Consider the following 12,409-nt stretch of genomic DNA (forward strand, 5'->3'; position numbering starts at 1 on the left):
GCGGCAGGGCGCGCCGGGATCGGCCGTCGCCGCTACTCGGCGACCAGCACCAGGGACGCCTGGTCGTCGTCGGTGAGCCCGCCGGTGAACGCGTCGACCGCTCCGGTGACGGCGCGCAGGACCTGGCGCGCGTCGGTGGTCCCCGCGGTCGAGCGCAGGGCGGAGACCAGGCGCTCCTCGCCGAAGAGGGCGCCGGTCGGGTCGCGGGCCTCCAGGATGCCGTCGGTCACCAGGACCAGGTGGTCCCCGCTGTTCATGGTGAACGACTCCATGGCGAACTCCAGGTCGGGGGAGACCCCGAGGAGCTGGCCGGCCGGGCTGGGGCTGGTCACGGCGCCGTCGGCCCGGTGCAGCACGGGGGGCGGGTGCCCGGCCCGGACCATGCTGACCGCGATGCCGTCGCGCACCCGGCGCAGCTCGGCGTAGATCAGGGTCACGAAGCTCTCGGTGCTGTCCGGCCGGGCCAGCAGCGCGTCGTTGACGGCGGCCGCGACCGCGCCCGGGGTCGGCAGCAGCGGCGCGACCGCGCGGGCGGTGTTGCGGACCAGCGCCGTCGTGGTCGCCGCGTACGCTCCGCGGCCGCAGACGTCGCCGATGACCAGCCCCCACCAGTCGCCCGGCAGCGGGAAGACGTCGTAGAAGTCGCCGCCGATGTCCAGACCCTCGCCTGCCGGGCGGTAGGAGGCGGCCAACCGCGCTCCGGGGATGTCGGGCAGCGCGGCGAGCAGCAGGCCGGCCTGGAGGTCGTGCGCCAGCCGGGTTCGCTGGGCGTGCTGGCGGGTGGTCTCGGCGCCGGCCGCAGCGGTGCGGGCGAGCTCCTCGGCGAGCGCGATCGCCCGCGCGCCGAGTGGCCGGTCCGCGGTCGCGACGACGGTCAGCGCGCCGAAGGTGTGCCCGCGCGCGGTCAGCGGGACGCAGACCTGGCCGCTGATGTCGAGGCCGAGCTCGCGCCACGCGCCTTCCGGCACGGTGCGGCCCACCTCGCTCCTGCCGCTCGCCAGCACGCGTCCGACCGGACCGTCCTGCGCGTGCGCCGCCCCCTCCGCCGCCAGCAGCTCCACGGCCCGCTGCGGGAGTTCCGGGGCGACGGCCACGGCCACGCGCTCGATGCGGCCGGACTCCATCACGTCGATCACGCATACCGGCCCGAGGGCCGGCACCGCGAGCCGCGCCAGCCGCTGGAGGTTCTGCGGGTAGGAGGACTCCTCGCTGACCGCGGTGCTGGTCCGCAGGACGAACTCCAGGTCGGAGCTGAGGGCGTGCTCGCGCTCGTGGGCCTGATGCCGCGCGACCTCGGTGCGATGGCGTTCGATGGCGAGCGCCGCGGTGCGGGTGAAGACGATGCTCAGGTCGAGATCCTCCTCGCGCAGCGCCCTCGGGGCGCGGTGGTACATGGCGAAGGTGCCGAGCAGGTCTCCGGCGTTGGACATGATCGGGGACGACCAGCAGGCTCCGAGCCCCGCCCGCTTGGCCACGTCCCGGTAGCCGACCCAGAGCGGATCGGTGGCGATGTCGTTGACCACGACCATCTCGCGGCGGTACGCGGCGGTGCCGCAGGAGCCCTCCTGCGGTCCGATCTCGCAGCCGTCGACGGCCTCGTTGTAGAAGTCGGGCAGGCTCGGCGCCGCGCCGTGCAGCAGCCTGGTGCCGGACTCGTCGAGGAGCAGCACCGAGCTGAGCACCTTGGGGGAGAGCTTCTCGATGGCCCGGCACATGCCGTCCAGCACCTCGGCGAGCGGCGCGTTCCGGGCGATCTGCTCCAGCAGCGCCTGCTGCTCGACGGCCAGCTTGTGGGCCGCCCGCTGCCGGGTGACGTCCAGGGCGAGGAACGCGACGCCGTGGACGCGTCCCTCCCGGTCCCGGCGCGGTTCGAAGCTGAAGTCGTAGTACCGCAGGCGGCTCCTGCCGACCGGCCCCAGCAGCACCCCGGCGCCGTGCGCGACATAGGGCTCGCCGCGGACGTAGACGGAGTCGAGCATGGGCAGCAGGCCCTGGTGGACCAGTTCGGGCACGACCTCCGCGACGGGCCGGCCGAGCACGTCCCGGCCCCGCCCGAGGCTGACCGTTTCCAGGAAGGCCTGGTTGGCCCCCTCGACCAGATGGGTGGGGCCGCTGAGCGCCGCGAAGATCACCGGGGCGTGGGCGAACATGCCGAGCAGCGGGTCGGTGCCGAGCGCGCCGGTTCCGGGCCGTGCGTCCGCCGCGGCCCCGTGCTCTCGGCTCCCGGGCTCCATGAGATCAGCCTGACCCCGCCCACCCGGGTGAACAACTCGGGCGGACAGCTCGGCCCGCCGCCCGGCCCGCTGTCGGCCTGCCGGGGACGGTCCCGGCGGGACGGTCTCAGTCCGCCTCGGCGTCCGTCGTGGGCGGCCCGAGGATCTCGCTGCCGTACATCTCGCCCAGCGGGTCCGCGATCAGCTCGACGCGCGCGCCGTCCGGGTCGCGGAAGTAGAGCGAGACGTCGCTGTGCACCTCGTGGGCGACCCCCGCGTCCGCGACCCGCTGCCGGAGTCGGCGCCAGCGTTCGGGCTCGACGGAGATGGCGATGTGGTGCAGCCCGCCCAGCACCTCGGCGTAGGGGCCCACGTCCAGGCCGGGGAAGTCGAAGAAGGCGAGCAGGTTCTCGTTGCCGAGGTCGAAGAAGAAGTGCGAGGACCCCGGATAGTCGCGGTTCTCGATCAGCTCGGTCAGGGGAAACTCCAGGAGGTCCTGGTAGAACCGGATGGTCCGCTCCACGTCGCTGCTGATCAGCGCCGTGTGGTGGATGCCGCGGGCGGAGGACGCGGGACGGCGCCCGAGCGGGCGCAGGTAGGCGGCGCGCAGCCGCTCGCGTTCGGCGGCCCGGGCGGCCGGGGTCGCGGGATCGGGGGCGTTCATGGTGCCAGTGTCCTTCCGCCGCGGCGCGTGCGCGCCCCCTCGGGCTCTCGGACCGGGCGCGTGCGCGCCCTGGGACGGCGGAGCCGCTTTTCGGACACGACCGGTTCACGACTGCGATTCGAGTGGAGCCCGTCACGCTTGACGCGCTGACCAGCGCTGTCTCTATTTGGGCTCTTTGGGGGCTACCTACAGATGAACTTCACCCGGCGGCTTGCCGCCCTTCCTTCCGGACGCCGCAGCAAGTGGGTGATCCTGGCCGTCTGGATCCTGCTGCTGATGGCGCTCGGCCAGTTAGCGGGCAAACTCAACGGCGCCGAGAACAACCAGACCTCGAGCTGGCTGCCCGGCAATGCGGAGTCCACGAAGGTGGTGAACCTGCAGGGGCAGTTCGTCTCCACGCAGACCATGCCCACCATCGTCGTCTACTCCCGCGACAGCGGCATCACCCCCGCCGACCAGGCCAAGGCCGCCTCCGACGCGCAGACCTTCGCCAAGCTCGCCCACGTCGTCGGCCCGGAGACGCCGCCCCAGGCGTCGCAGGACGGCACGGCGCTGACCGTCGCTGTCGTCATCAACCTGTCCAACGGCGGCTGGACCGACATCGGCTCGCTCGTCGACTCGATGCGCGCCACGGCCAACCACGGCGACCCGGGGCTGGTCGCGCACGTCGGCGGCCCCGGCGGGTACGGGGCGGACCAGAGCAAGGCGTTCACCGGCATCGACGGCACGCTGCTCTACGCCACCCTGGGCATCGTCATCATCCTGCTGCTGCTGACCTACCGCAGCCCGACGCTGTGGCTGCTGCCGCTGATCTCCTCCGGTCTGGCTCTGACCGTGGCCGAGGCGGTCATCTACCTGCTGGCCACCCATGCCGGACTGACCGTCAACGCACAGAGCGCGGGCATCCTGACCGTGCTGGTGATCGGTGCGGGAACGGACTACGCGCTGCTGCTGGTGGCCCGCTACCGCGAGGAGCTGCGCCGGCACGAGGACCGCCACGAGGCCATGGCGGCGGCCCTGCACCGAGCCGGTCCGGCCATCCTGGCCAGTGCCGCCACGGTCGCGGTGTCCATGCTCTGCCTGACCGCCGCCCAGATGAACTCCACCCGCGGTCTCGGCCCGGTCTGCGCCATCGGCGTCGGCGTGGCCCTGCTGGCGATGCTGACGCTGCTGCCGGCCCTGCTGGTGATCTTCGGACGATGGGTCTTCTGGCCGTCCCGGCCGCGCTTCGGCACCGCCGAGCCGACCGAGACCGGCCTGTGGGCCCGCGTCGGCGGCGCCGTCGCGCGTCGTCCCCGGTTCGTCTGGATCGGCACCACGGTGGTGCTGGGCGCGCTCTGCCTCGGCCTGTTCAGCCTCAAGGCCGACGGCCTGACCGACACCGGCACCTTCACCAACAAGCCGGACTCGATCACGGCGCAGTCCGTGATCGACGCCCACTACCCGGCCGGGACGGGCTCGCCGCTCCAGGTCGTCTCCGACGCCTCCGGCGCCGACCAGGTCGTCGCGGCGCTCAAGGCCGTCCCCGGCGTCACCGACGTCACCACGCCCAGGGTGAAGGGCGATCTCGCCTACTTCACCGGCACCCTGACCAACGCGCCGGACAGCACCGCGGCCGAGAACACCGTCGACGCGGCCCGCACGGCCGTCCACGCGGTCCCCGGCGCGCATGCCCTGCTCGGCGGCGACACGGCGGTCAAGCTGGACGTGGCGCGCGCGTCCGACCACGACAACAAGGTGATCATCCCGCTGGTGCTGGTGGTCGTGCTGCTGATCCTCGGCCTGCTGCTGCGGGCGGTGGTCGCGCCGATCGTGCTGATCCTCACGGTGGTGCTGTCCTTCGCGGCGGCGCTCGGCGTCAGCTCCTTCGCCTTCCAGCACCTGTTCCACTTCCAGGGCGAGGACAACGCCTTCCCGTTGTTCGTCTTCGTCTTCCTGGTGGCCCTCGGCATCGACTACAACATCTTCCTGATGACGCGCGTGCGCGAGGAGTCGGCCCACCGGGGCACCCGGACGGGTTCGCTGGCCGCCCTGGCGGCCACCGGCGGGGTGATCAGCTCCGCGGGGCTGATCCTGGCCAGCACGTTCGGGGTGCTGGGCACGCTGCCCATCGTCAGCTTCGCCGAGATCGGCTTCGCGGTCTGCCTCGGCGTCCTGCTGGACACCTTCGTGGTCCGCTCGGTGCTGGTGACCGCGCTGGCCATGGACCTCGACAGCCGGCTCTGGTGGCCGAGCTCCCTGGGCCGCGGCGCGGAGGGCCACGAGGTGGTCGCCGCCGGACGGGTGCCGAACCGGTCCCGCCAGCGCAGCGGCGAGCGTCGCTGACAGGGACGACCACCCGGACGACCGCCGGGGCGTGAGAGCGTCCTCGGCACACGGCGCGGCAGTCGCGAACACGCGGCTGCCGCGCCGTCGTCCGTTCGTCAGGGGCCGGTCAGGCGTGCAGCCAGGACACCGGGAAGGAGGTGCCGTTCAGCGCGCCGTCCTGGGTGAGCAGGGTGCCGCCGCGTTCGAGGTTGGTGGTGTTCACGGTCCCGGCGGAGCCGAAGCCCTGGCCGTTGGCGGTGACGTCGGTGAACTGGACCTGGTGGAAGTCGGGGCAGGCCGGGATGCTCGCGCTGCCGATCGCTTCGACGATGACCTCCGCCGAACTGAGCGGCGCGCTGGTGAGGGTCTTGGTGTAGGTCTTGGTCCAGCCCCGGGTGGGGTCGGCGAGGGTGAGCGTGAACGACCCGCTGCCGTTGGTCGTCACCGAGGACGTCATGGTGTCGCCGGCCTTGACCGTCTCGGTGAAGTAGATCGAGTTCGCCGGGTACATCTCGACCCACGGGTTGTACTGCACGGCGCCCTTGCGGGTGCAGACGGCGTCGAGGCCGATCTGCTCGACGCTGCTGCTGGTCCATCCGTCCAGGCCGGACCAGAAGGATATGTCCCCCGAGGTGGCGGAGCAGTCCAGCGCCGGGACGGTCCAGTTCCCGGTGACGGTCCGGTAGGTTCCGCCGGTCACGGCGTAGCCGCCCCAGTTGGAGTCGCCGCTCGCGTGGCGGTCGATCCGGTGGTCCAGGTGCGGCACGGGCGCGGACGTCCCGGCCGCCGAGGCGGTGCCGGTGGCCGGGACGGCGAGGGTGGCGGCGAGGCCGAGCGTGAGGAGCGCGGCCGAGATGGTGCGGCGCATGGTTTCCCCTGTCAACATGCCTGTGGTTCAGGCGTTCTGGCGGTGCGACAGAGGATTCAGACTGATCCTGGCCATGTCAATGGCCGGGGAGTGATTCGTAGGGATGATCCCGAGGTCGGGTCAGGTCGGGTCAGGTCAGGACGGCTCGGCTCGGGTCAGGTCAGGGCGTCGGGCCGGGGAAGTCCGCCATCGGGCAGTAGCCCGGCTGGCTCGGGTCGTACTGGTGGACGCCGATCGCGATGCCCGCCTGCGAGTTGCCGGTCAGCGGGGCGTCCCCGACGAGCACCAGCGCGTGCCATCCGGTCTGCTTGGCCGTGTACAGGGTGCAGTTGTCCACCACCTTCGTGCTCTGCGTGGCGGCGGCCGTGCTCCGGCCCTGCGCGTAGGTCGACGCCTGCCCCGGCGTGGCCTCCAGCAGGTACAGCGACTGCGCGGCGGTCGGCGTGCTCGCCCAGAACGACTCGCCCGCGGTCAGGTAGATGTCCGAGACCACGGCCACCTGACTGCCGTTCAGCACCGAGAAGGCGATGTCCGGGTCGCCGGCCCCGGTCGTGCCGTGGTGCGTCGGCGTGGGAATGGTGGTGATCTTCGCGCCGTACTGCGCCTCGACCCAGTACGAGCCGGCGGTGTGCTGGACGACCTGCGGATACCAGGTGCCGAGCGGGTTCGTGCCGACGTTCGAGTCCACCGCCACGAAGTTGGTCCGGTTCGCGCCCACGTTGCTGGCGCCGACCGATCCTCCGCCCGCGTTCAGCATGGTGAGCCCGTAGTTCGCACCGGAGGACGGCTGGACCGCGGCCACCGACCAGTAGTCGTACGACGTGGGGTAGTCGTACCCCTGCGCCACCGTCGAGGAGACCGCGCTGCCGCTGGGCAGCACCCCGCCGGCCCAGGCGGTCCCGGAGAAGGCGAGCGCGGTGGCGGTCGCCAGCGCCCCCAGCGCGAGCCACCGTCCGGATCGTCCCGCGTACGGTCTGTCTGCCTGCGTTCTTCTTGCCTGCGTTCTTCCTGCGTACGGTCGTGCCATGTCCATGAGCGTCTCCCCGGGCCGTGGGTCCGGGGCGGGCCCCCGGACCTACCGCTCGGGACGCTGCCAGAGCTCGATCCGGTTGCCCTCGGGATCCGTCACCCAGCCGAACCGGCCGACGCCCTCCATGTCCTGCGTCTCCGCGTCCACCTCCGCCCCCTTGGCGCGCAGCTGCGCGAGCATCGCGTCCAGGTCGCGCACCCGGAAGTTGAGCATGGTCTGCTGGGAGCGGGAGCCGAAGTAGTCGGTGTCGGACGCGAACGTCGCGAACACCGTCGGCCCGGCCTCCTGCCGCCACAGGCCGTGCTCGTCGGCGTCCAGGCCCAGGCAGTCCCGGTACCACGCGCCGAGAGCCTCCGGGTCGGCGGCCCGCAGGAAGTACCCACCGATTCCAAGCACACGTTCCATGCCGTCATCCTGCCAGTGCGGCCGCACGGTGGGCCGGTCCGTGTGCGTGTCGCAACGCGGCCCGCCGCCCGCCGCCGCCGACAATGAGCCGTGGCAACGGATCCTGGGCAGGGCGGTCCGACCCCGGCGGCCGCGGAGGACGATCCGGCGGCGCGCGGCGAGCACTGGTGGCCCGTGGCGCTGGCGGTGCTGGTGGCCGCGGGGCTGCACGTGGCGCTGCCGACCGACTACCGGACCGCGCCGCGCTGGCTGCTGCCCGCCGCCGTCGGCACCTTGCTGGTGGTGCTGGTCGTCGGGGACCCGGGGCGGATCGACCGCCGCCGGACCTGGCTGCGCGTGGCGACCAGCCTGCTCATCGCCTTCATCACCTCGGCGAACCTCTACGCGGCCGGCCGGCTGGTCGCCGACATCCTGACGAACAACAAGCTGTATGCGAACAACGCCACCGGTCTGCTCGCCACAGGTGGGGTGATCTACGCGACCAACGTCATCGCCTTCGGCCTCTGGTACTGGGACCTGGACCGGGGCGGTGCGGCGGCGCGCGCCCACCGGCCTTTCGCGAACCCGGCGTTCGTCTTCCCGGAGATGCAGCGCGGGGGCTACGGGCGACCGGACTGGGTCCCCGTCTACGTGGACTACCTGTCGTTGGCCTTCTGGACCGCGACGGCGTTCAGCCCGACCGACGTGTCCGCGATCAAGCCGTGGGCCAAGCTGCTGATGATGACGCAGGCGGCCGTCTCGCTGGTGGTGGTCGGCCTGGTGATCGCCCGCGCCATCAACATCCTGGCGTGACCGCTTGTCCCGCGGCCCTGGCAGGAAGTTCTGTGTGTGGAAAGCGGCTCGGCGACGCACCATGTATACGGCACCACATCTGTGCGACACACTCGCCTTGCCCGGTCTCCTCCCTCCCCTCTTCGAACGAAGTCAGCCATGAGACTGCATCCCTCTCCCGCCGCCTCCGACCCGCGCGGACTGCCGGTGCGGGCCTCCGCCGTCACCCTCGGTTTCGCGATGCTGCTGTCCGGCTGCGCCGCCGCCCTGGCCGGTCCGACCGTCCGGACCTCCGCCGCGCAGCCCGCGGCTGACGCCGTCGCGGCCACCACCTGCACCAACGCGGGTCAGCTGGCCACCTGGTCGAACAAGCGGCTGGCGATGACGACGATCGCGGTCCCGGTCTCGGAGACCGCGCCGTCCGCCGTCACCACCGAGGTCGCGGCGGGGGCGGGCGCCGTCCTGCTCTTCGGCAGCTCCGCCCCGTCCAACCTCGGTTCCCAGCTCGCCACGCTGCGCACCCACGTGCCGGGCCACCTCGGCCTGCTGGTGATGACCGACGAGGAGGGCGGCGGCATCCAGCGCATGGCCAACCTGGTCGGCTCGCTGCCCTGGCCGGCGTACATGGGCGCGCACTGGACGGCCGCGCAGATCCAGGCGAACGTCGCAGCGGTCGGCAAGAAGATGGCGGCGGCCGGTGTGAACGTGGACCTCGCGCCCGTCGCCGACGTCGACGGCCGCAACGTCGCGCCCGGTGCGAGCGATCCCGACGGCTGGCGTTCCTTCAGCGGCAACACGACCGTCGCGGCCCGCGACACCGTCGCCTACATGAACGGCCTGCGCTCGGCCGGGGTGATCCCGGTGCTCAAGCACTTCCCCGGCCTCGGCGGAGCCAGCTACAACACCGACGACGGGCCCGCGCACACCCTGCCGTGGGCGACCGAGAAGACGGTGGGCCTGCCGCCCTTCACCTCGGCGATCGCCGCGGGGGCTCCGGCGGTGATGATGTCCAACGCCACCGTCCCGGGGCTGGCGACCAACCCCGGCGGCCTGTCGCCGACCCAGATCACCTACGAGCTCAAGGGCAAACTCGGCTTCCACGGCCTGGTGGTGACCGACTCCCTCGACGCCAAGGCGGTCTCCGCGGCCGGCTTCGGCGTCCCGGCGGCGGCCGTCCAGGCGCTGAACTCCGGCGCCGATCTGGTGCTGTTCAGCCTCGGCTCCAACGTGAGCAGTGAGACGAACGCCGTCGCCACGGCGATCACCAACGCCGTCAGCGGCGGCCACCTCGCCCGCGCCCGGCTGATCGACGCGGCCGGACAGGTCCTGGCCGTCCGCCATGTCAACCTCTGCTGAGCCCTGGAAGCGGCCCTGAGCGTCCGTCGTATTCCCATGCGGCCGACCACGAACGATCCCTAGGATCAGGGGTCATGGTTGATTTCTACCCTCCGACCGGTCCCTACGACAGTGGCTACCTCGACACCGGAGACGGCAACCGCATCTACTACGAACAGCTCGGCAACCCCGAGGGCAAGCCCGCCCTGAACGTCCACGGCGGCCCGGGCTCCGGCGCGATGCAGCGCCCGACGCGGGCCTGGGATCCCGAGCGCTACCGCGTCATCCGCTTCGACCAGCGCAACTGCGGTCGCAGCACCCCGCACGCCAGCGACCCGGCGGCGGACATGAGCCTCAACACCACGCAGCACCTGATCGACGACATGGAGCGGCTGCGCGAGCACCTCGGCATCGAGCGCTGGCTGCTCAACGGCGCGTCCTGGGGCTCCACGCTTGTCCTGGCGTACGCGCAGCAGCACCCGGAGCGGGTCACCGAGATGGTCATCCCGGCGGTCACCACGACCCGCCCGTCCGAGATCGAGTGGCTCTACCGGGGCGCGGGCCGGTTCCACCCCGAGGCCTGGGACCGGTTCCGTGACGGCGTCCCGGAGGACGAGCGGGACGGGGACCTGCTCGCGGCCTACTCCCGGCTGATGGAGGATCCGGACCGCGCGGTCCGGGAGAAGGCCGCCGCGGACTGGCTCGCCTGGGAGGACGCGGTGATCTCGGGCGAGCCCAACGGCGTGCCCGGCATGTACAGCGACCGGGAGATCGACGCGCAGATCGCGTTCGTCCGCATCTGCGCCCACTACTTCAGCAACGGAGCCTGGCTGGAGGAGGACCAACTCCTGCGCGACGCCCACAAGCTGGCCGGCATCCCGACGGTCCTGGTGCACGGCCGCCACGACATGGGCTGCCCGCCGCAGACGGCCTGGGAGCTGGCCAAGGGGTGGCCGGAGGCCCGTCTCCACATCGTCGAGGACTCCGGCCACGCCGGAAGCGACGCGCTGGGCCAGGTCGTCCGCGACGCCATCGAGGAGTTCAAGGACCGGTGATCCCGCGGGCGGGCTGGCCCGATCGTGCTGTTCTCCGCCCGCGGGCGTTGCCCGTCCGGGCGGCGGATCGTTCCCCGGGTATGAACAGTCTGCGCTGCCGCATCCTCTGCACCGCCGCCCTCGCCGCCGGTGCCGCCGCTCTCGGTGCCGCCGCTCCGGCGTCGGCCGACACGACCGGGGTCGGGCACGACCTCCAGAACGTGACGCCCACCAAGGTCCTCGCGAACGGCGCCCTCACCGGCGCGGGCGCGCTCACGGGCGGTGTCGGCATGGTCCCCGGCGCGCTGGGCATGGTCCCGGGCGCCGTCGGGGGCCTGGGCATGGTCCCCTGACCGTCCTTCGAGCGGCGGACTCGCACGCCTCCACGGCGTCCCCCCGTCCCGCGCGCTACGGCAGCCGATCGGCGGGTCCGTAGCGCCGGGCCGGTGGCTACGATCCGTCGTTGGCGCCGGGCCGATCGGCGCGGGCCGGGGCGGAGGGGCGCGGGTGGAGCTGGAGTTGCGGCATCTTCGGGTGCTGTGCGCCATCGCGGACGCGGGGAGCGTCAGCCGGGCCGCCGCCGGGCTCGGCTACACGCAGCCGGCCATGAGCACGCAGCTGCGCCGGATCGAGCAGCACTTCGGGGAGGCGCTGTTCGAGCGGAACCCCCGGGGTGTGGAGCCGACGCGGTACGGCGCGGAGGTCCTGAGTCGGGCGCGGGACGTGCTGGCGCGCATGGACGCGATCGGCGGCCGCGCGGCCGGGGAGTCCGGGCCGTCCGCCGAGGCGCGGCGGACGCTGCGGCTGGGGGCGACCAACTCGCCCGTGCTGCCCGGGTTGGTGTCCCGACTGCGGGGCCGTCTGCCGGAGCTGGTGCTGAAGGTGAGCAGTGTCTACGCCTCCACCGACATCGTCGAACTGCTGGAGCGGGACGAGCTCGACGCCGCCGTCGCCGTCGACTACCCCGGCTTGGACCTGCGGCACTCCGAGGAGGTCCGGCACCGCGGCATCGTGACCGAGCCGTCGTTCGTGGCCCTGCCCGCACGCCACCGGCTGCGGCATCGGACCGAGATCGAGCTGGCCGAACTGGCCGAGGACGCCTGGTTCCTGACGCCCGACGACGGCGCCGGTTGGCCCGGGGTGTTCTACTCGGCCTGCGAGGAGGCCGGCTTTTCCCCCGCCACGGTGCACGAGTTCCTGGGCGACCAGCTCCAGTTGCAGCACATGATCGCCGAGGGGCTGGGCGTCTCCGTGGTGCAGGCGACCCTGCGGCCGGTCCCCGGCGTCGTGGTCAAGCCGCTGGCGGGCACGCCGCTGTGGTGTCGCTACCTGCTCGCCTGGCGCAGCGGGAGCGTCCCGGACGGGCTGGCGGAGACGCTCCACGGCGCGGCGACCGCGTCGTACCGGGAGCTGATCGCGCAGGCGGCGCACTTCCAGACCTGGGCCGGCCGGGGCTGACGGCGGGCTGATGGCGGGCACGGCGTTATGTCGGTTCATCGTCATATGCTATGTCACACCTTATTGTGGAGCCGCTGCGGCGGTGAGACGGTGCCACGCATCCGTTCACCGTCCGCGAAGGAGTGACGATGCGTCACCGGCTCCGATCCACCCTGCCCAGAACGCTGGCCCTCGCCGTGGCGGCGGGCACGGCCTGCGCCGGGCTGCTGGCCGCGCCCAGTCTGGCCGCGTCCGCCGACCCCCACGCCGACCCCCACGCCGAGACCGTCGCCGCGGCGCAGGCCCGTCCGGCGCCGCCGACCGGCGCGCGCACCGGCGGGGCCG

At 72.6% G+C, this 12,409-nt stretch carries 12 protein-coding genes; 7 read left to right on the forward strand and 5 right to left on the reverse strand.

Annotated features, from left to right (window positions below):
* Window positions 1-32: 32 nt before the first annotated feature.
* The gene (locus TR50_RS35775) at window positions 33-2,234 is read right to left on the reverse strand and encodes a SpoIIE family protein phosphatase (RefSeq protein ID WP_042432119.1); all 2,202 of its coding nucleotides are present in this window, start codon (window positions 2,232-2,234) and stop codon (window positions 33-35) included.
* Between the two features lie 106 nt (window positions 2,235-2,340).
* Window positions 2,341-2,877, reverse strand: coding sequence for a VOC family protein (locus TR50_RS35780; protein WP_042432122.1), 537 nt, complete (start codon window positions 2,875-2,877; stop codon window positions 2,341-2,343).
* 192 nt (window positions 2,878-3,069) lie between these two features.
* Between TR50_RS35780 and TR50_RS35785 the strand changes: the two genes are divergently transcribed.
* Window positions 3,070-5,202: an MMPL family transporter gene (locus TR50_RS35785; RefSeq protein ID WP_052441729.1), complete on the forward strand. Its 2,133-nt coding sequence runs from the start codon at window positions 3,070-3,072 to the stop codon at window positions 5,200-5,202.
* A gap of 109 nt (window positions 5,203-5,311) precedes the next feature.
* Here the strand turns inward: TR50_RS35785 and TR50_RS35790 are convergent, their stop codons facing one another.
* From TR50_RS35790 to TR50_RS35800, 3 genes are all read right to left on the reverse strand, one after another.
* On the reverse strand, window positions 5,312-6,052 hold the full coding sequence (locus TR50_RS35790) for a G1 family glutamic endopeptidase (RefSeq protein ID WP_052441730.1): 741 nt from the start codon (window positions 6,050-6,052) through the stop codon (window positions 5,312-5,314).
* A 160-nt stretch (window positions 6,053-6,212) separates the two neighbouring features.
* Entirely contained in the window at window positions 6,213-7,079 is an 867-nt protein-coding gene (locus TR50_RS35795) for a hypothetical protein (protein WP_152648823.1), read from the reverse strand.
* Window positions 7,080-7,127: 48 nt separating this feature from the next.
* Window positions 7,128-7,487: a VOC family protein gene (locus tag TR50_RS35800; RefSeq protein WP_042432129.1), complete on the reverse strand. Its 360-nt coding sequence runs from the start codon at window positions 7,485-7,487 to the stop codon at window positions 7,128-7,130.
* Between the two features lie 90 nt (window positions 7,488-7,577).
* Here TR50_RS35800 and TR50_RS35805 point away from each other — a divergent pair, with 90 nt between their 5' ends.
* The 6 genes from TR50_RS35805 to TR50_RS47295 all read left to right on the forward strand — a co-directional run.
* Window positions 7,578-8,279, forward strand: a complete 702-nt coding sequence (locus tag TR50_RS35805) for a hypothetical protein (RefSeq protein WP_042432132.1) — start codon at window positions 7,578-7,580, stop codon at window positions 8,277-8,279.
* A 138-nt stretch (window positions 8,280-8,417) separates the two neighbouring features.
* Complete coding sequence (locus TR50_RS35810) at window positions 8,418-9,614, forward strand: glycoside hydrolase family 3 N-terminal domain-containing protein (RefSeq protein ID WP_052441731.1); 1,197 nt, start codon at window positions 8,418-8,420, stop codon at window positions 9,612-9,614.
* A 74-nt stretch (window positions 9,615-9,688) separates the two neighbouring features.
* A complete protein-coding gene (gene pip, locus TR50_RS35815) occupies window positions 9,689-10,648 on the forward strand; it encodes a prolyl aminopeptidase (protein ID WP_042432137.1) in 960 nt (319 codons plus the stop codon).
* Window positions 10,649-10,728: 80 nt separating this feature from the next.
* Window positions 10,729-10,980, forward strand: coding sequence for a hypothetical protein (locus TR50_RS35820; RefSeq protein WP_042432139.1), 252 nt, complete (start codon window positions 10,729-10,731; stop codon window positions 10,978-10,980).
* Window positions 10,981-11,134: 154 nt separating this feature from the next.
* Entirely contained in the window at window positions 11,135-12,085 is a 951-nt protein-coding gene (locus tag TR50_RS35825) for a LysR family transcriptional regulator (RefSeq protein ID WP_042432141.1), read from the forward strand.
* 128 nt (window positions 12,086-12,213) lie between these two features.
* A partial coding sequence (locus TR50_RS47295; RefSeq protein ID WP_042432143.1) for a hypothetical protein occupies window positions 12,214-12,409 on the forward strand: 196 nt, incomplete at its 3' end.

It is taken from the genome of Streptacidiphilus anmyonensis, from assembly GCF_000787855.1.
In the GTDB taxonomy this organism is placed as follows: domain Bacteria; phylum Actinomycetota; class Actinomycetes; order Streptomycetales; family Streptomycetaceae; genus Streptacidiphilus; species Streptacidiphilus anmyonensis.